This is a genomic window from Streptomyces sp. NPDC033229 (assembly GCF_055576875.1).
The window spans coordinates 124,090-142,826 of record NZ_JBVIQR010000003.1 but is presented as its reverse complement, the minus strand read 5'-3'; the positions used below and the strand labels follow the sequence as shown (position 1 = coordinate 142,826).

The window sequence follows — 18,737 nt, the reverse complement described above, 5'->3', positions numbered from 1 at the left end:
GAACCGCCCCATGCCCCACCGTCTCCCGGAGAGAACAGAATTCATGCACGGACCGTTCGCCGAACCGGCGTTGGACACCCCCTCGGTGACGCTGCTCACCGAGGGGACCTACCCGCACAGCCACGGCGGGGTGAGCGTGTGGTGCGACCAGCTGGTCCAGGGCATGCCCGACATCGACTTCCGGGTCATCGCCGTGACCGGCACCGGCCGGGAGCCGCTCGCCTGGGACCTGCCCGGCCACGTCCGGAGCGTGGACACCCTCCCGCTGTGGGGGCCGCCCCCGGCCGGCCGCGCCCCGCGCGGCCGGGCACTGCGCCGCTTCCTCACCGCCTACGAACGGTTCCTGCTCGCTCTCCTCGACCCCGCCCAGGAACACCACTTCCCGCGCACCTTCTACCGGCTCGCCGAGTACGCCGTGGCGGGCACCCTGCCGGCCGCGCTGCGCGGCGAAGCCGCCGCACGCGCCCTGGTCCGGGTGTGGAACCGCCCGGAGCTGGCCACCGCCGCCGCCCGCCCCACCCTGCACGACGCGCTGACCGCCACCGACCTGCTGGAACACGCGCTGCGCCCGCTCGCCGCGAAGGTGCCGGCCGAGGGCGTCACCCATGCGGTGAGCGGCGGCCTCGCGGCGGTCCCCGGGCTGCTCGCCCACCACCGCCACGGCACGCCGTTCCTCCTCACCGAGCACGGCATCTATCTGCGCGAGCGCTATCTCGGCTTCCGCGCCGAGCCCTACCGCTGGCCGGTCAAGGCCCTGATGCTGGGGCTGTTCCGGCTGCTGGCCGAGGAGAGCTACCGGCGCGCCGCCCTGGTCACCCCGGGCAACCGCTACAACCGACGCTGGGAGGAACACGGCGGCACCCCGCCCGACCGCATCCGCACCGTCTACAACGGTGTCGACCCCGCCGCGTTCCCGCCCGCCGGCCCGGAGCCGGAGGTCCCCACCCTGAGCTGGGCCGGGCGCGTCGACCCCATCAAGGGCCTGGAGACCCTGATCCGCGCCTTCGCGATCGTACGGGCGGAGATCCCGGCCGTACGCCTGCGGCTCTTCGGTGGCACCCCGCGCGGTGGAGAGGGCTACCGCACCGCCTGCGAGAGCCTCGCGGCCGAGCTGGGCGTCGCCGACGGCGTCACCTTCGAGGGGCGGGTGGAGGACATCCGCGACGCCTACGCCGCGGGCAACGTGGTGATGCTCTCCAGCATCAGTGAGGGCTTCCCCTTCACCCTGATCGAAGCCATGTCGTGCGGGCGCGCCACCGTCTCCACGGACGTGGGGGGCGTCTGCGAGGCGGTGGGCGACAGCGGTCTGGTCGTGCCGCCGCGCGACCCCGAGAGCATGGCGAAGGCCGCGCTGCGCCTGCTGAAGGACCCCGGACTGCGGGCGAGGATGGGCGAGTCGGCCCGGCTGCGGGTGATCGAGCAGTTCACCCTCCGCCAGACCATCGACTCCTTCCGCGACATCTACCACGACCTGGCCCGCGGCAGGCAGCAGGAGTCCGGGCGGATATTCCGGCCGGAGCCCGTGCCCGTCATGGCTCTGGCAGCAGGTGGTGCGGGATGAGCGGCTTGCTGCGGCTCGTCCCCGACGAGCCGGAACCCGTCCACGACCTCGCCTCCGCGCACCCGCGCCCCCACCCGCGGCCCCGGCCGCGGTGGGCCGCCGACCCGCTCGACGACCTCGCCGAGGAGCTCGCCGAGGTCTGCGCGGCGGCCGTCCACCCCGACGAGATCGCGGCCGTCCTGGAGGCCGACGGACTGACCGGCGAGCAGATCACCGAGCGCTACGGCCGTCGCGACGCCTTCGAACTCGCGGCGGAACTCTACGCACGGGTGCCGCGCGGCCACCCCGAACCCGGCCCGCGCCCCGACCCGTGGCAGGTGAGTCCCGGCCAATTCGTCCTGCGGGCCCTGGTGTTCACCCTGCCCGGCTTCGGCTACGCGCTCGGTGCCCCCTTCATGGCCGGCGCCCGGGACGGCTACGGCCTGCCCGCCGGCACCGGTGCGCTCGTCGCCTCCGCGCTCACGGCCTGGGCCTGGAACCAGGGCTTCGCCCACCGCGCGTACCTGCGGCTGGGCACCGGCGGGCGCGCCGCCGCCGGGCGGGCCCTGATGTGGGGTGCCCCGCTCGGCGCCCTGCTCGCCATCGTGGTCGCGGTGGCGTTCCCCGCCCCGGCCGGGCCCACCGCCTACGCGGCGGGCCAGGCGCTGTACCTGGCGGGGGCCACCGTCCTGTTGGTGCTGGGCCGGGAGCGGCTCCTGCTGCTCGCCCTCCTGCCCACCGCCACCGGGGGAGTGGCGCTCCTCGTCACCGACCCGCCGGCCTCCGTGCGCGTCGCCCTGCTGCTGGCCACCGCCGGGGGCGTGCTCTTCGCGGCGGCGTACGAGATCGCGCGCACCCGCAAGGGCGATACCCCGTCGGCCGGGCCCGCACCGCTGCCCCTCGCCGCCTCCGTCCCGTACGGGCTGTTCGGCCTGGGCTGCGGGGTGCTGACGACCCTCGCCGCGCTCGGCGACGTTCTGCGGCACGGGGCGGGGGCCACCACGGCGGGCTCCGCCGTCATCGCGCTCACCCTCAGCATGGGCGCGGCGGAGTGGCTGCTCTACCGCTGCCGGAGCCTCGCCCTCCGCGCGCTCGCCCGGAGTGTCACCACCGGGGGACTGCTGCTGCGGGTCGCCCGCGTGCTCGCCCTGTGCGTGGCGGTCTACCTCGCCGCCCTGGCCGCCCTCGACCTGGCCGCCGGGGCCCTGTGGCCGGACGGTCCGCCGCTCACCGCACTGCGGACAGCCGCGCTGCTGGCGCTGGGCGCGGTCCTCTGGGCCGGGCTGCTGCTCCAGGCCTTCGGCGTCGCCTGGACCCCGGCGCTGCTGTGCCTGGCGGCGGCCGGGACCGAGACGGCCGCGCAGCTCCTGCGGATCTCCACACCGGCCACCGCGCAACTCCTCGTCTGCGGCGGCACGGCGGTCGGCCTCCTGGCCGTCGCCACCGCCCTGCTCGGACGACTCACGACGCACCGCTGAACCACCACTGAAGCACCACCACGTCCCCGCACCACCGTCCCCGCACCTCACGCACATCGCACCTCAGGCACACCGCACGGCACCCGTCATGAACGACCTTCATGCACAGGCCTGGTGAACGCAGGCCTGGTGAATGGCCGTCACACACAAGGGAGACCCCGCATGTCCGCACCCGCAATCGTCGCCGTCACCGGCGCCGAGGGATTCATCGGCTCGCACCTGGTGGAGGAACTCGTCACCACCGGGCACCGGGTACGCGCCATGGTGCAGTACAACTCCTTCTCCTCCTTCGGCTGGCTGGAGACGCTTCCCGAAGAGGTGATGTCCCACGTCGAGGTGGTCCTCGGCGACGTGCGCGACCCCGGATCGGTGAACGGGCTGGTGACGGGCGCGGAGGCCGTCTACCACCTGGCCGCGCTGATCGCGATCCCGTACTCCTACCGCGCCCCGCACAGCTATGTGGAGACCAACGTCACCGGCACCCTCAACGTGCTGGAGGCCGTCCGCCACCTGGGCGTCCCCCGACTGGTGCACACCTCCACCAGCGAGACGTACGGCACCGCGCAGACCGTGCCGATCAACGAGGACCACCCCATCAACACCCAGTCCCCGTACGCCGCGTCGAAGGCCGGCGGCGACCGGCTCGCCGACAGCTACCACGCGAGCTTCGACCTGCCGGTGGTCACCCTGCGGCCGTTCAACACCTTCGGGCCCCGCCAGTCCATGCGCGCCGTCATCCCGACCGTCATCGCCCAGGTGGCCGCCGGGCAGCGGGCCATCACCCTCGGCGATCTGCGCCCCACCCGGGACTTCACCTATGTGAAGGACACCGTGGCCGCCTTCCTCGCCGTCGGCACCGCCCCGGCCGCCGACGTCGTCGGCCGCACCTTCAACGCCGGCACCGGGGAGGAGATCTCGATCGGCGACCTGGTGCTGCTGATCGGCAAGCTCATGGACGCCGACCTGACCGTCACCGAGGACCCCGCGCGCATCAGGCCCGCGGCGTCCGAGGTGATGCGGCTGGTCTGCGACGCGACCCGGCTGCGCGCCGCCACCGGCTGGGCCCCCGCCCACACCCTCGAAGCGGGACTCGTCCGGGCCATCGAGTTCTTCCGCGACCCGGCGAACCTCAGCCGGTACAAGGTCGGCATCTACAACGTCTGACGCGACGTCACCACCCGTTCCGGCGCCACCCATCGCAGAGAGGAATGCCACCATGCATGTCGTCATACTGGCCGGAGGCAAAGGCGTCCGGCTGCGTCCGTACACCACCGCGCTCCCCAAGCCCCTGGTCCCCATCGGCGAGGAACACGCGATCCTCGAGATCGTGATGCGCCAGCTGGCCGACGCGGGATTCACCAGCTGCACCCTGGCCATCGGCCACCTCGGGCACATCATCCGTGCCTACGTCGGCGACGGCTCCCAATGGGGCATCAAGGTCGACTACGCGACCGAGGAGAGCCCGCTGGGCACCATGGGCCCGCTGCTCACCATGCTCGACCGACTGCCCGAGAACTTCCTGGCGATGAACGGCGACATCCTCACCGACCTCGACTTCGGCGCGATGTACCGCACCCACGTGGCCGCCGAGGCACCGCTGACCATCGCCACCTACGCCCGGAAGGTGAACATCGACTTCGGTGTGCTGACCACCGACTGCGGGCGCGTCGTCGGTTTCGCCGAGAAGCCGAGCATGGACTACCGGGTCTCCATGGGGGTCTACGGCGTCTCCCGCGAGGCCCTGACCCGCTACACCCCCGGCCTGCCGCTCGGTTTCGACGAGCTCGTCCTGGACATGCTGGCCGCGGACACCCCGCCGCACGCGTACGAGTTCGACGGCTACTGGCTCGACATCGGCCGGCCCGACGACTACGACCGGGCCAACCGGGAGTTCTCCCTGCACCGCGACATGCTGATCAAGGGAGCGTGAACGGCCCGCATGCGCATCCTCGTTCTGGGCGCCACCGGCTTCCTGGGCCGGCACGCCGTCGAGCAACTGCGCGCCCTCCCGGGCGCGCGGGTACTCGACGGCGGCCGGGCCCCCGGCGCCGATCTCCCCGTCGACCTGGCCACCGCGGACCCGGCCCACCTGGCGGCCGCGCTGCGCGAGGCCGCCCCCGACGCCGTCGTCAACTGCGCGGGCGCGGTCGACGGCAGCGCGGTGAACCTCGCCGCCGTCAACGCCCGTGGCCCGGCCGTGCTGTGCGAAGCACTGCGCGGAGCCGCCCCGGCGGCCCGCCTGGTCCACCTCGGCTCCGCCGCCGAGTACGGGCCCACGGACGGACACCGGCCCGTCACCGAGACCACCCCGGCCCGCCCCGTCGGCCTCTACGGCGCCACCAAACTCGCCGGCACCCTCGCGGTGACCGCCTCCGGCCTCGACGCCGTCGTGCTGCGGCTGTTCAACCTCGTCGGCCCCGGTTCCCCCGCCTCCTCACTGCCCGGCCGGCTCGCCGCCGAGCTGCACCGGGCCGGCCCCGACGGCAGCGTGCGGACCGGGGACCTCTCCGCCCACCGCGACTACGTCGACGCGCGGGACGTGGCACACGCCGTCACCCTCGCCGTCACCGCGCCCGCCCCGCTGCCCCCGCTCCTGAACATCGCCGGCGGCCGGGCCCGCCGGGTCAGGGAGATCGCCGACGGGCTGGTACGGGCCGCCGGCTTCCGCGGGCGCATCGAGGAGGACGGCAGCGGCTCCACCCGGTCCGCCGCCGTCTCGTGGCAACAGGCGGACATCACCGCCGCCGCGCACGCCCTGCGCTGGGCGCCCCGGCACACCCTCGCCGACTCCCTCGCCGATCTGTGGGCCGAGACCCGCACCCGTTCGGAGTCCCTCCGGTGACCGGCCGGACGCGTCGCCGTACGAGTGGGGACCCGCCCGGCGACGGCCGGCGACGGCTACTCGTCCCGCTGTACGTCCACCCCGCGGTGAGCCCGCAGGCGTGGACGTCGCTGGCGGGCGCCGCCGCCGGACTGTACGCCGTCGTGCTCAACGTGGCGGACGGCCCCGGCCACCTCCCCGACCAGGAGTTCCGGGCGGCCGCCGATCGGCTCCGGGGCGCGGGCGTCCGGCTGCTCGGCTACACCGACACCGGCTACGGCCACCGACCACCGCGCGAGATCATCGCCGACATCCGCAAATACCGCAGGTGGTACGACGTGGACGGAATCTTCTTCGACCAGGCGGCGGCGCATGCCGCACTGCTGCCCCGCTACCGCAGGCTCGTCCGTCTGGCCAGGGCGCTGGGCGCCCGGACGGCCGTACTCAACCCGGGCACCCACCCCGACCCCGGCTACGCCCTGATCGCCGACCTGCTGGTCACCTTCGAGGGCAGCTGGGAGACCTACCGGCGGGCGGCGGTGCCCGACTGGACGGCCGACCACCCGCCCGAGCGGTTCTGCCACCTCGTCCACGGGGTCCCGCCCGAGCACGCGGAGCAGGTGGCACGGACCGCCGACGGGCGGGGCGCCGCGGTGCACTGCGCGGTGCCGGGGGAGGGGGCCAACCCCTGGCAGAGCGTGCCGCTGACGGGCGCGGGCACCGGGCTCGCGGGGGACGCCCGATGACCGGGCGGCGCGTCGGCGCCGGGCTGCTCGCCCTCGCCCTGCTCGCCCTCGCCGGCTGCTCCTCCGCCGGCGACGGGCCCGATATCGAGGAATCAGAAAAGCCTTCCTCCGCTGCCCCCGGGACAACCGGCACCCCGGACCCCGACGAGGAGAGGGAAGACTCCTCGGACCCCTCCGGCCCCGCGGGTTCCGCGGATCCTTCCGCCTCCGCCGATTCCCATGGCCCCGGCACGAACCGCCCCGCCTCCCGGCGCTGGCAGCCCCGCCCCGGGACCCGCTGGCAATGGCAGCTCGACGGTCGGGTCGACATGAGTGTGGACGTCCCCGTCTACGACATCGACGGCTTCGAGAACTCCGCGAAGACCGTCGCGGGACTGCATGCCCGAGGCCGCAAGGTGATCTGCTACATCAACGCGGGTGCCTGGGAGAAATTCCGGCCCGACCAGGCCGACTTCCCCAAGGAATTGCTCGGGGAGAACAACGGCTGGGCGGGCGAACGGTGGCTCGACATCCGCCGCCTCGACGTCCTCCGGCCGCTGATGGCCGCTCGTATCGAGATGTGCCGGAAGAAGGGCTTCGACGCCGTCGAACCGGACCTGACCGAGGGATACCGAAACACCACCGGATTCCCCCTCACCGCCGCCCACCAACTGAACTTCAACCGTATGCTCGCGCAACTGGCCCACGACCGTGGGCTCGCCGTGGGCCTGAAGAACGACCTGGACCAAATCCCCGAACTGGTGGGGGACTTCGACTTCGCGGTGAACGAGGAGTGCGCGCAGTTCGGCGAATGCGACCGGCTGGCGGCGTTCGTGAAGCGGGAGAAGGCGGTCTTCCACGTGGAGTACGCCCTGGCGCCCGACGCGTTCTGCGGTGACGCCAAACGACTCGGGCTCAGCTCCATGCGCAAGCGCCTCGACCTGGACTCCTGGCGGAAACCCTGCTGACGGCCTGCCGAGCGTCTCGGTAAAGCGCTCGGGAAAGCCTCCGGAGGGCATCAGGAAAGCCTCCGGAGGTCATCAGGAAGGGATCGGGAAGGCATCCAAAAAGAGGGGCGGATATCTCGGGTTGCCGGATATCCGGTGAAAGGTAGCATTTTCGGTGAACGGGTAGATGGTGCGTTCAAGTCCACCCGGCTCCACCGCGTGGGGCCGTAGCTCAAGGCAGAGCGACCCGTTCGCCCACACCCCCCGGCCCCCACACGGACGTGGTGCGACGCATGCGGATCGCGGCAGGCCCGCTGGACTGGTCACTGGTGAGCGGATGGATTCCGCTCACCCTTCTGGTCGTGGGGCTGTGCGCGCTGGCGGCCCTGCTCTGCTCCCGGCAGCGCCGGTGGTGGATCTGCTGGGGACCGGTCGCCGTCGTGCTCGCCGTGCTGCTCACCTGGCTGCTGCGGGTGGCCGTGGACGACTGGCTCCAGGTCTTCCCCGACCCGCTGCCGACCGATGTGGTGCTCTGGGCCGGCGTGGCCGTCCTCGGCATCACTCTCGCGGCCTTCCGCCTCGCGCTGCTCCGCCCCCGCCTGTGGCTGCCCGCCCTGCTCGCCGGACTCCTCGTCGTCCTGCTGGGGGCCTCGCAGATCAACCGGCACTTCGACCAGTACCCGACGGCGCGCACCGCCCTGAACACCTGGCTGCAGAAGACCACCAGCCTGGCCGACGCGACCGGGCGCGAGGAGCCCGCCCTGCGGGTCCCGGAGGGCAAGGCGATCTCGGAGGTGTGGCGGCCGCCCAAGGGGCTGCCCGAGAAGGGCACGCTCTCCAAGTCGTCCATCCCCGGCACCACCTCCGGCTTCGACGCCCGCAGTGCGTACGTCTTCCTGCCCCCCGCCTACCGCTCCACCCCCCGCCCGCTGCTGCCGGTGATCGTGCTCATGGCCGGCCAGCCGGGGTCCCCGGACGACTGGATCAACTCGGGCCGGCTGGTGGACATGATGAACACCTTCGCCGCCGCGCACCGGGGGCTCGCCCCGGTGGTCGTCGTCGTGGACCCGCTCGGCAAGCAGTTCGCCAACACTCTCTGCGTGGACTCCAAGCTCGGCAATGTCCAGTCCTACCTCGCGGCGGACGTCCCCGCCTGGATCCGCTCCCACCTCCAGGTCGCGACGGACCGCACCGCCTGGATCGTCTCCGGCATCTCCTTCGGCGGCACCTGCTCCCTCCAGCTCGGCGTCAACGCCCCCGACGTCTACGGCGTCGTCAACGACATCTCCGGTCAGGACGCGCCGACCCTCGGCAGCACCAAGAAGACCGTCGACACGGCGTTCGGCGGCGACCCGGCCGCGTTCGCCGCCGTCAACCCGCTCGATGTCATGGCCCGCAAGCGGTTCCCCGACACCAAGGCCGCGTTCATCGCCGGCAGCGACGACAAGACGTACGGGCCGCAACAGCGCAAGGTCTACGAGGCCGCCGTCAAAGCCGGCATGCGGGCCGAGTGGGTGGAACTCCCCGGGGGCCACAGCTGGCAGGTCTGGCGGCCCGGCCTGGAGCGTCAACTGCCGTGGCTGTCCCGGGAGACGGGACTGATCCGATGACGCCCTCCCCTCCTCCCGCCCCGCCCGACGACCCCGCCGCGGCGCCCGTCACCGGCGACAGCCGGCACCCGTGGCGCTCCACCCTCGACCGGCTCCTCGCCCCCGTCCGGCACGCCCCCTTCACCCTCGCCTTCCTCGCGGTCCTGTGGATCGTCGGCGCCGTCACCGGCAGCCTCGGCAGCGGCCCGGGCCAACGCCGCATGGAACGCTTCGGGGCCGGGCTGCCCTCCCTCGCCGAGGGCCGGTGGTGGACCCCGGCCACGTCGCTGCTGTGGTGCCCCGGGCTCGCCGGCTACATCGGCGCGACCGTCCTCGTTCTGGTGCTCCTCACGCCCGCCGAACGCCGCCTCGGCGTCGCCCGCACCGCCGCGATCCTGCTCGGCGGCCAGATCGCGGGCACCCTGCTCGCCATCGGCATCGTCAAACTCGGCTCCCTCGCGGGCGAGCAGTGGCTGGACAGCCTCTCCGAGGACCTCGCCGTCACCCCCACCGTCGGCGCGCTCGCCGTCGGCGCGGTCCTCAGCTACCGGCTCACCGCGCTGTGGCGGCGCAGGGTACGGCTCGGCATCGGCGCGTTCGCGCTGGTGATGGCTCTGTACGTGGGGCACCTGCAGGGGGTCATGCGGTTCGGCGGGGTCGTGGTGGGCCTCGCCGCCGGTGCCGCGCTCTACCACCGCTCCGGCCGGGTGCGGCTGCGGCGCGCCTCGCACACCGAGGCCCGGGTGCTGGTCGCCCTCGTCGTGGCCGCCTCCGCGATCGGACCGATGATCGCCATTCTCTACCGCGACGCGTACGGCCCCTTCAACTCCTTCGACAACCTCTACGTCTCCATCCAGCCCACCGCCGAGGAGGTCGCGGACGCCTGCGCCTCGTCCGCCCGCGACTGCCACTCCGAGCACGCGATCCAGGACTTCTACCACTCACCATCGGTGATCATGGCCGCGTTGGTGCCCGTCCTGCTGCTCGTCCTCGCGGAAGGGCTGCGCCGCGGACTGCGCCTGGCCTGGGGTCTCGCCGTGCTGGTGCACCTCGCCTGGATCGCGCTGCTCGGCTATCTGCTGAACGACTTCCTCGCCGACCCCCAGGCGTACGGCGCGGTGCCCGCCGAACACGCGGGGTACGTCCAGTCCTTCGTGGAGCAGATGCTGCTGCCGGTCCTGGTCCTCCTCCTGCTCGTCCTCACCCGCGACCGCTTCGACCTGCGGCTGCCGCGCACCGCGATGCGCAAACTGGCGGCGGTCGTCGGGGCCGCGTTCCTGCTGGTCTGCGCCGCCTACGTGGGCATCGGCCACGCCGTGCGCGACCAGTACGATCCGGAGGCCGGCCCCGGGCTGCTCTTCGGCGGGCTGGTGTCGGTGTTCCTGCCGCCCGCCTTCCTCGACGAGTTCACCGACTCGCCGATCCCGGTCGGCGGCCTGGCGAAGGCCCTCTACCAGTACTGCGGGCTCGTCTTCTGGGCGGTCGCCCTGGTCGCGCTGTTCTTCACCTTCCGCCGCCCCCGGCTGCACACCGACGCGGACGCGGCCGTACGGGCCCGGGAACTCCTCACCGCGCACGGCGGCTCGAACCTCTCCTACCTCACCACGTGGGACGGCAACTACTACTGGTTCGACGAGAGCGGCCGGGCCGCCGTCGCCTACCGGGTGATCTCCACGGTGGCGCTGACGACGGGCGACCCGTTCGGCGACCCGCGGGCCCGCGCGGCCGCCGTCGCCGGTTTCTCCCATTACTGCGACGAGCGCGGCTGGACACCCTGCTTCTACAGCGTGGGCTCCGAGACCCTCCGGTCCGCCGAGCGGCTGGGCTGGCGGTCGGTGCAGGTGGCCGAGGACACCGTGGTGCCGCTGCCCGACCTGGCCTTCACCGGAAAGAAGTGGCAGGACGTCCGTACCGCCCTGAACAAGGCCAAGAAGGAGGGCATCACCGCGGAATGGTGGTCCTACCCCGAGGCCCCGGTCGCCCTCACCGACCAGGTGCGGTCGATCTCCGAGGAGTGGGTCGCCGACAAGGGACTGCCGGAGATGGGCTTCACCCTGGGCGGCCTCGACGAACTCGACGACCCCGCGGTGCGCTGTCTGCTCGCCGTGGACGCCGACCGCACGGTGCACGGCATCACCAGCTGGATGCCGGTGTACGGCAGCGGCAGGCCGGTGGGCTGGACACTGGACTTCATGCGGCGCAGGGCCGGCGGATTCCGCGGCTCGATGGAGTTCCTGATCGCGTCGGCGGCCCTCGGCTTCAAGGAGGAGGGCGCCGCGTTCCTCAGCCTCTCCGGCGCCCCCCTGGCCCGCACGGCCAGCGCCCAGCCGGCCGCCGCGCTGCAACGCGTCCTGGACTACGGAGGAAAGGTCCTCGAACCGGTCTACGGCTTCCGGTCCTTGCTGAACTTCAAGGCAAAATTCCAGCCCCAGTACCGGCCCATGTACATGGCCTATCCGGACCCGGCCTTCCTGCCCGCCATCACCAGGGCGATCTCCAAGGCGTATCTGCCGCACATGACACCGGCCCAGGGGATGCGGCTGATGCGACAGTTCTCCGCCTGAGCGCGCAGGGATGCCGAAGCCACCCATCCCGGGTTGCCCGGCCCCGGATTCGTAGAAGACTGGAAGGTGACGACCCCAGTGGTGGGAGGGTCGGCATGTCCTCACGCGCACATCGGCATTCCACGACGGGGCTTTCGCTGCTCCCCGTGCCACACGTCCTCGGGGCGGTGGCCCTGGCCGTGGCCGCGTTCTCCTTCCTGCTCGGGTCACTGCGCGCGATCGGGGGGCAACAGCCGGCCTGGCACGCCTCGTGGCCGGAGCCCATGGCCTCGATCGGCGAGTGGGCGATGCAATCCCTCACCGGCGTCGCACGGGTACTGGCCGGCGGTCAGAACGGGGCTTCGCTGTACCAACGCCTCGGCTGCCTGCTGCTGCTCGTCGCCTTCTTCGTCCTGCTGCGCCGCGCGATGCTCTCCCGAAACGCCTATAAGCCCGGGCCGGTGGACGTGAAGAGACTCGTCCCCTCGTCCCCGGACGTGGAGACGCAGGTGGAGGGCCTCACCGCACAACTGCGCAAGTACCTCTCGGAGACCAATCTGTACCCCCCGACCGCGCTGCCCGCGGAGGCTCCCGCGGACCACTTCCTGGATCTGCTGGGTGATGTGGACCTGGAGCCGAAGAAACTGGGGACGAGTCTGCTGAGGCTCTTCAGCAGGCTGCGGCCCAAGATCGCCTATACGGTCCGCGGGGTGCTGCGGTCGCGGATCCAGGAGCCGTGCCTCGGGGTGACGATCACCGTCACGTCCTACGCCATCAGGGGCAGTCGCACCGAGACGCTCTGGGCGACGACCTGGGAAGACGTGGTGCGGGAGGCCGGGAACTGGGTGATGGCCACGCTCGTGCCGGTGACCCGGGCCAGCAGACGCCCGCCCTGGCAGGACTGGCACGGCAGGGACCTGCCTCCCGACTTGTTCGCCGCCTACCAGGAGGCGAGAAGACTCACCGAGGAGCGGAAGTTCGACGACGCCCTGGAACACTATTACGCGGCGCTGCGGCTCGACCCGATGAACCTGTATCTGCGGACCCAGATCGCCGGTACGCAGGAAAAACTCTGGCTGCATCTGGACGCGCTGGAGACCTACTACGGAGCCATGCTCCTGGACGGCTGCACCAACAGGCAGCGCAAGGCCCGGCTCGCCAGGAAGGCCTGGAACCCGCGCCGGTTCCTGCGCCGCAGATACCGCTGGTGGCGCGACGGCCTCCTGGAGGCCCGCTACCGGTACGCGGTCGTGCTCGGGGTCACGGAGCGCACGGCCGCGCAGTGGTGCCGCAGCCCCTTCGAGGACACCTTCGCACCGCGGCGGGCCCACGCCCGGGAGGAGATCCGCAGGTCACTGACACCGGCATTCGTCGATCGGTACTGGCGGACGCTGATCGGACTCACCCCGCCCGGCCGCGCGCGGTTCGAGGCCGCGGACGAGGTGCTGATCAAGCACTGGCTCGCGCGGCAACTCGGCGACCACTCCCAGCGGGACATCGTCCGGATGGTCTTCCAGTGCGCGGCCCAGGAGGAGATGCGGCAACTCGCCCGCGACTATCCCCTCGTCGCCCTGCATCCCTTCTCCGCCGCCCGTCGGCGGGGAACCGTCACCTGGCCCTCGCTCCGGCTCATCCGGGACGTCTGGGTGCCGTTGAGGCTGGCCTGGGCCGCGTCCGCGTGCGAGTCCGGGTGCGCGTCCGAGGCCGAGTGCCGCGAACACCGCATGGGCGGGCTTCCGAGCCGTCCGGAATGGCTCGCGCGGCCGGAGACGCTCGATGAGCAGGTGCGCAAGGTGGCGGCCTGGCCGCTGCCGCACCGTCTGAAGCAGTGGGCCAGGGACTGGCGCCTGTGGCCCCGTCGCCCGTGGCAGGACAGTTACAGCGCGGCATGCGTCTACGCCGTGGCGATGCGCATCAAGACGACGAAGATGAACGCGGACGACCTCGCGGAGATGGCCGTGAACGAACTGGAGGACGCCGCGAGAACCGACCGGAGCGGATTTCACCCGCTGATGCGGGAGTGGCTGCTGATCGAGGACCCGGATCTGGAGGAACTACGACGCAAGGACCGCTTCATCCGCTTCGAACGGGAGACCTATCCGCATTCCGTCCCCGATCACCACCGGCCGAAGCGGCCGTTGTGGGCCGAGGTCATGGCCTACGACCAGCGGGTCCTGCGCGGCACCGCCCGGGTCATGGAGGAGACCTGGTGTCTGAGGAAGGAGCAGCTGCCCGCCGAGACCCATGTCATCGCCCGGTGGTTCAGCGGCGACAAGGAGCTGTGGGAGTGCGTCCACCGTGTCGCCCGGAACCAGGGATGCGACTGGCGGGACCGTGAAAAGCTGCTCCAGACCGTCCGCGCGATCGCCGACCCCGCGCTGCTGGCCCGGTGCGGTCTGCCGTCCACGCTGCCCGAGCTGGACGATCTGCTGGACGACGCGGCGTGGGCCGAACCCGGCCAGGCCGAGCGGCGGGTCGAAGTCTTCGACAAGCTGATCGTGCGCCGCCTGCAGATACTGAGCTGCGCCCTGCAACCCCGGTCGGCGGGCTCGGTCGTCGCGTCCCCCATGGCGCGCAGCGCCCAGTGGCTCGCCGCGGTGCGGCAGGACTTCGCGTCCGCCGGCTTCGTGTCCCCGGGCGCCGTCCGGCAGGCGTGCTGGGACTACGAGGCCACGTGGCGGGCGCTGGGCGAGCAGCTCGACCCCGAAGGGGACAAGCTCGCGATCCCCAGGGCGCTGCGCCGCCTACGGGGGCCGCACGGCACGCGGGGCCCTCTGACCGCGGTCTGACCGGCCGCGGTCACCCGCCCCGGTGACCGTTGCGGGAGGCCAGGAACCGGTCCTCGTAGGCCGCCGCCAGATCGGTCAGCGCCTGGCCGCAGTCGCCCGTGTACGACGGGCCGTGCATCAAACCCATCGTCGTCGGCCGCAGCCCGGCCAGGCGGCGCATGGTCGGGGCCGTGGCGGCCGTCAGGCACGTCGACCTGAAGACGTCCTCGGCCGCCAGGGCGGGGCCGACGAGATCGCTCTCCGTCAGGGGCGGGGCGTCACCGATCCGCGTGAAGAGGTCACCGCACAGGAGAGTGCCGGTCGTCTCCTCGTAGAGCAGCCCGGCGTCCCAGCCGTGCGGCATGTGCGGGGTCTCCAGGCGGCGCACCCGCTTTCCGCCGAGGTCGAGCACCTCCTCGTCCTCCAACGGGCGCGGCTGACGGTCGGCCATGTCGTTCACCGACACCAGGCACCCCATCGCGCCGTGCGCCACCTGGGCCCGCGGAGCCGCCTGGAGCCAGGAGTTCAGCGAGCCGCACTCGTCGGCCTCGACATGACCGAAGGTGATCCAGCGGAGGTTCTCCACCGGGGTCACCCGGGCCACGGCCTCCGACACCAGGGGGAACAGCGCCCGCAGCCCGCAGTGGAAAAGCAGCGGCTCCTCGGCGTCGACGAGGAATTGGTTGAACATGAAGTCCGCGTCGCTGATGTAGGTGGACAGCCGGTAGATGTCCGGCGCGATCTCCGTGACCTGCGTTTCCATCGGCCCAGTCTGGCCGCGGCCGATCGGCCGACGGGAGCGGCCCGCCGTCGGCCGCGCCGGAGCCCGCGGACCGATTCCCTCGAACGGGTCAACCCTGTGGCCCCGGGCCGGGTGGCCCGGTCAGGCCAGGTAGCCGCCGTCGATGTCGAGAACGGCACCGGTGACGAAGGAGGCGCCGGGGCTCGCGAGGAAGACGATGCCCGCCGCGATCTCCTCCGGCCGGCCGTGGCGCCCCATCGCGTTCGCCGCGTGCTGGGCGTCCGCGAACTCGCCGGTCGAGGGGTTCATGTCGGTCGCCACCGCGCCGGGCTGTACGACGTTGACGGTGATCTGCCGGGCGGCCAAATCCCGGGCCGCGCCCTTGCTGTACCCGACGACGGCGGCCTTGGAGGCCGCGTAGTCGGCGACGCCCGGGAACCCGGGGCGGGTGGCCAGCGTCGAGCCGACGGTGACGATGCGCCCGCCGGCGGCCATCACCCGGCTCGCGGCCCGGATGGCGGCCATGACCCCGCCGACGTTGACCGCGAGCTGCCGGTCGAACGCGGCGTGGTCGCCGTCGGGGGAGCCGACGGGCCCGTTCACCGACACACCCGCGTTGTTGACGAGGATGTCGAGCCGCCCGAAGTCGGCCACGACCGCGTCGACCAGGGCGGTGACCTGCCCGGCGTCGCCCTGGTCGGCCCGGTGTGCCGCGCCGCGCACACCGAGGGCCTCCACGGCGCGCACGACCTCCCGGGCCCTGTCGGCCGCCGTGGCGTAGCCGATCACCACATCGCCCCCCGCCTCGGCCAGCGCGCGGGCGGTCGCCGCCCCGATGCCGCGCGACCCGCCGGTCACCAGTGCCACTTTGCCTTCGAGTGTCTTCGTCATGAGTCCCATCCAGAATTGTGTACCGATCGGTACTGAAGAGGGAGAGTACTATATCGATCGGTACGAAATGAATGGAGGCCGCCGCCGTGACCGCTGGACGCCCACGTGAGTTCGACATCGACGAACGCCTGGACCGCGCCCTGCGCGTGTTCTGGCGGCAGGGCTACGAAGGCGCGGCGCTGTCCGATCTGACCCGGGCCATGGGCATCAGCAGGCCGAGCCTCTACGCCGCCTACGGCAACAAGGAAGCGCTGTTCGACAAGGCGATCGACCGCTATCTGGACGCCTACGCCCGTCACGTCCGCGAAGCCCTCGACGCACCCACGGCCCGCGCCGCCGCCGAGCGCTTGCTGCGCGGCGCCGTCGAGGTCACCACCTCGCGGGACAACCCCGGCCGTGGCTGCCTCATCGTCCAAGGGGCCCTCGCCACGGGAGAACAGGCCGGTGTCGTCCGTGACAAGCTCGCCGCCCGCCGTCGCGCCGGCGAAGCGGACCTGTGCGCGCGCTTCGAACGGGCCCGTGCCGAGGGCGACCTGCCGGCCGACGCCGACGCCGCCGGTCTGGCCCGCTACGTCGCCATGGTCTCCTACGGCATCTCCGTCCAGGCGTCGGGCGGCGCCACCACCGACGACCTGCACCGGGTCGTCGACGTCGCCCTCGGCTCCTGGCCGAAGTGACCATCGGGGCATTCACCTGAACGGGGTCGACGATCCGCGCCTCCCGCTACCGGTGGCCCCGCCGCCGGTAGCGTGACGCGCGAGGCGGCCTGGCGGCGGGCCAGGCGGCCATCGAGGCGGAGGCGGCTGTTGATGATCGGTGAAACCCCGCGACTGTACGACGTCCCCGACCTGCCGGCGCTGGACTTCGACCCCTTCCTCAAGGAGTCGCTGCAGGCCGCACCGGTCCGCATCCGGCTGCCGCACGGGAAAGGCGACTGCTGGCTGGTGACCCGGTACGCCGATGTCCGGTTCGTGGCCTCGGACGCGCGGTTCAGCAGGGACATCATCGGTAAGTCCGTGCCCAAGATGACCAAGCACTTCATCCCGCTCGACCGCGCCGTCAGCTTCGTGGACCCGCCCGACCACGCCCGCGTGCGCTCGGTCGTCGCCCCCGCGTTCACCCAGCGCAGCATGGAGCGGCTGCGGCCCCGCGCCCAGGCCGTGCTCGACGGCCTGGTCGACGACCTGCTGGCAGCCGGACAGCCCGCCGACCTCATCCGGTACGTCACCTCGCCGTTCCCCCTGGAGGTGGTCAGCGAGCTGATGGGCGTCCCCGCCGGGGACCGGCCGCAGATCCGCGACTGGGCCCAGACCCTGCTGACGAGGGCGTCCGACGAGGCCGCGGCCGAGCGGGCCAAGAAGGTCAAGGACGCCGCCCACGACTACTTCCGCGAGCTGGCCGCGGAGCGCCGTGCCGCACCGCGGGAAGACCTGATGAGCACGATGGTGGCCGCCGTCGACGCGGGCCGGATCGATGAGGAGGAGCTGCTGGCCCTCGCCACCCTCATGGGCCTCAACGGCTGGCACGCGGTACGCAACAACACCTCGAACATGGTCTACGCCCTGCTCACCCAGGACGGGTTGCTGGACCGGCTGCGGTCCGAGCCCGCGGTGGTGCCGAAGGCCGTCGACGAACTGCTGCGCTGGATCCCGCACAAGCACGGCGTCGGGCAGCCGCGCATCGCCACCGTGGACGTCGAGGTCGGCGGTTCCCACATCCCCGCCGGTGACATCGTCTACGTCTCCTACGTCGCCGCCAACTGGGACGAGGAGGTCTACCCCGACCCCGGCCGGATCGACTTCGAGCGCCAGGGGCCGCCGCACGTCGCCTTCGGGCACGGCCCGCACTTCTGCGTGGGCCCCCTGCTGGCCCGCATGGAATCGGAGGTCCTGCTGTCCACCCTGGCCGGCCGGCTCCCCGGGCTGCGGCTCGCGATTCCGGCGGACCGGGTGCGGTGGCAGACCGAGGTGCTGATCCGGGGCCCGGTCGAGCTGCCGGTCGCGTGGTGAGCCTCCGCCCCCTGGGCATGCGAATGCCCAGGGGCATGCGAGTGACACGATGCCGTCCCCGCGGGGCATTCACCCCGCGGGGAGCGCTTGCATAAGGTGGGGGACATGGCTTCCGACGAGCAGTCCGTACGGATCGACAGCTGGATCTGGTCCGTGCGGCTCACGAAGACCCGTTCGCTGGCGGGCACCGCCTGCCGCGCCGGTCACGTGCGCGTCAACGGCGAGCGCGTCAAGCCCGCCTACGCGGTGCGATGCGGCGACGAGGTCCGGCTGCGCGTGGGCAGCCGGGACCGGATCGTCGTGGTCTCGCGTGTCGTGAAGAAGCGGGTCGGCGCCCCGGTCGCCGCGGAATGCTACGTCGACAACAGTCCGCCGGCCCCGCCGCGCGAGGAGATCGCCCAGGTCGCGCACCGTGACCGGGGCGCGGGCCGCCCGACCAAGCGCGACCGCCGCGACCTGGAGCGCCTGCGCAACGGCTGAGCGCCCGGCGGAGCACGGGCGGCAGGGCCCTGCTCCGCCCCCGGACCGGGCTCGAAAAACAGTTCGGCGCCCGGTCGTATACCCTGGGCATGTGATTCCGCTCGTCAAGCGCCGCCACGTGGACCTCGTCCGCGTTACGAGCATGTCCTGTCGCCACTACGGCTGACCATCACCTGACCGTGCCCCGCTCTCCGGGCAGTGGTC

At 72.3% G+C, this 18,737-nt stretch carries 15 protein-coding genes; 13 read left to right on the top strand and 2 right to left on the bottom strand.

From position 1 onward, the window contains the following. Nucleotides 1-43 precede the first annotated feature (43 nt). The 10 genes from pelF to ACZ53N_RS04095 all read left to right on the top strand — a co-directional run bounded on the left by pelF (nt 44) and on the right by ACZ53N_RS04095 (nt 14,432). Nucleotides 44-1,561, top strand: coding sequence for a GT4 family glycosyltransferase PelF (gene pelF, locus ACZ53N_RS04140; RefSeq protein ID WP_469139422.1), 1,518 nt, complete (start codon nt 44-46; stop codon nt 1,559-1,561). Then, the gene (locus ACZ53N_RS04135; protein WP_469139421.1) at nt 1,558-3,018 is read left to right on the top strand and encodes a hypothetical protein; all 1,461 of its coding nucleotides are present in this window, start codon (nt 1,558-1,560) and stop codon (nt 3,016-3,018) included. The genes pelF and ACZ53N_RS04135 overlap by 4 nt, the downstream gene beginning before the upstream one ends. A gap of 162 nt (nt 3,019-3,180) precedes the next feature. After that, nucleotides 3,181-4,182, top strand: coding sequence for an SDR family NAD(P)-dependent oxidoreductase (locus ACZ53N_RS04130; RefSeq protein ID WP_469139420.1), 1,002 nt, complete (start codon nt 3,181-3,183; stop codon nt 4,180-4,182). Between the two features lie 52 nt (nt 4,183-4,234). Further along, complete coding sequence (locus ACZ53N_RS04125; RefSeq protein WP_469139419.1) at nt 4,235-4,948, top strand: nucleotidyltransferase family protein; 714 nt, start codon at nt 4,235-4,237, stop codon at nt 4,946-4,948. 9 nt (nt 4,949-4,957) lie between these two features. Then, a complete protein-coding gene (locus ACZ53N_RS04120) occupies nt 4,958-5,860 on the top strand; it encodes an NAD-dependent epimerase/dehydratase family protein (protein ID WP_469139418.1) in 903 nt (300 codons plus the stop codon). Further along, the gene (locus tag ACZ53N_RS04115) at nt 5,857-6,585 is read left to right on the top strand and encodes a spherulation-specific family 4 protein (protein ID WP_469139417.1); all 729 of its coding nucleotides are present in this window, start codon (nt 5,857-5,859) and stop codon (nt 6,583-6,585) included. Before ACZ53N_RS04120 ends, ACZ53N_RS04115 begins: the two co-directional genes overlap by 4 nt. Beyond that, nucleotides 6,582-7,532 (top strand): endo alpha-1,4 polygalactosaminidase, encoded by a 951-nt coding sequence (locus ACZ53N_RS04110; protein ID WP_469139416.1) that lies wholly within the window; start codon nt 6,582-6,584, stop codon nt 7,530-7,532. The genes ACZ53N_RS04115 and ACZ53N_RS04110 overlap by 4 nt, the downstream gene beginning before the upstream one ends. A gap of 272 nt (nt 7,533-7,804) precedes the next feature. Beyond that, a complete protein-coding gene (locus tag ACZ53N_RS04105; protein WP_469139415.1) occupies nt 7,805-9,121 on the top strand; it encodes an alpha/beta hydrolase in 1,317 nt (438 codons plus the stop codon). After that, nucleotides 9,118-11,664: a phosphatidylglycerol lysyltransferase domain-containing protein gene (locus ACZ53N_RS04100; protein WP_469139414.1), complete on the top strand. Its 2,547-nt coding sequence runs from the start codon at nt 9,118-9,120 to the stop codon at nt 11,662-11,664. The genes ACZ53N_RS04105 and ACZ53N_RS04100 overlap by 4 nt, the downstream gene beginning before the upstream one ends. A 146-nt stretch (nt 11,665-11,810) precedes the next feature. Continuing rightward, nucleotides 11,811-14,432 carry a hypothetical protein gene (locus ACZ53N_RS04095; protein ID WP_469139413.1) on the top strand — a complete coding sequence of 874 codons (2,622 nt, stop codon included), beginning with the start codon at nt 11,811-11,813 and terminating at the stop codon, nt 14,430-14,432. Nucleotides 14,433-14,442: 10 nt separating this feature from the next. Here the strand turns inward: ACZ53N_RS04095 and ACZ53N_RS04090 are convergent, their stop codons facing one another. Next, nucleotides 14,443-15,174 carry an oxygen-binding di-iron domain-containing protein gene (locus tag ACZ53N_RS04090; protein ID WP_469139412.1) on the bottom strand — a complete coding sequence of 244 codons (732 nt, stop codon included), beginning with the start codon at nt 15,172-15,174 and terminating at the stop codon, nt 14,443-14,445. Nucleotides 15,175-15,294: 120 nt separating this feature from the next. Then, a complete protein-coding gene (locus tag ACZ53N_RS04085; RefSeq protein ID WP_469139549.1) occupies nt 15,295-16,044 on the bottom strand; it encodes an SDR family NAD(P)-dependent oxidoreductase in 750 nt (249 codons plus the stop codon). Nucleotides 16,045-16,115: 71 nt separating this feature from the next. On the opposite strand from ACZ53N_RS04085, the gene ACZ53N_RS04080 reads away from it, so the two are divergent. The 3 genes from ACZ53N_RS04080 to ACZ53N_RS04070 all read left to right on the top strand — a co-directional run bounded on the left by ACZ53N_RS04080 (nt 16,116) and on the right by ACZ53N_RS04070 (nt 18,533). Then, on the top strand, nt 16,116-16,721 hold the full coding sequence (locus tag ACZ53N_RS04080; protein ID WP_469139411.1) for a TetR/AcrR family transcriptional regulator: 606 nt from the start codon (nt 16,116-16,118) through the stop codon (nt 16,719-16,721). Between the two features lie 132 nt (nt 16,722-16,853). Beyond that, nucleotides 16,854-18,053, top strand: a complete 1,200-nt coding sequence (locus ACZ53N_RS04075; RefSeq protein ID WP_469139410.1) for a cytochrome P450 — start codon at nt 16,854-16,856, stop codon at nt 18,051-18,053. A 105-nt stretch (nt 18,054-18,158) separates the two neighbouring features. Continuing rightward, nucleotides 18,159-18,533, top strand: a complete 375-nt coding sequence (locus ACZ53N_RS04070) for an RNA-binding S4 domain-containing protein (protein WP_469139409.1) — start codon at nt 18,159-18,161, stop codon at nt 18,531-18,533. The last annotated feature ends 204 nt before the right edge of the window (nt 18,534-18,737 follow it).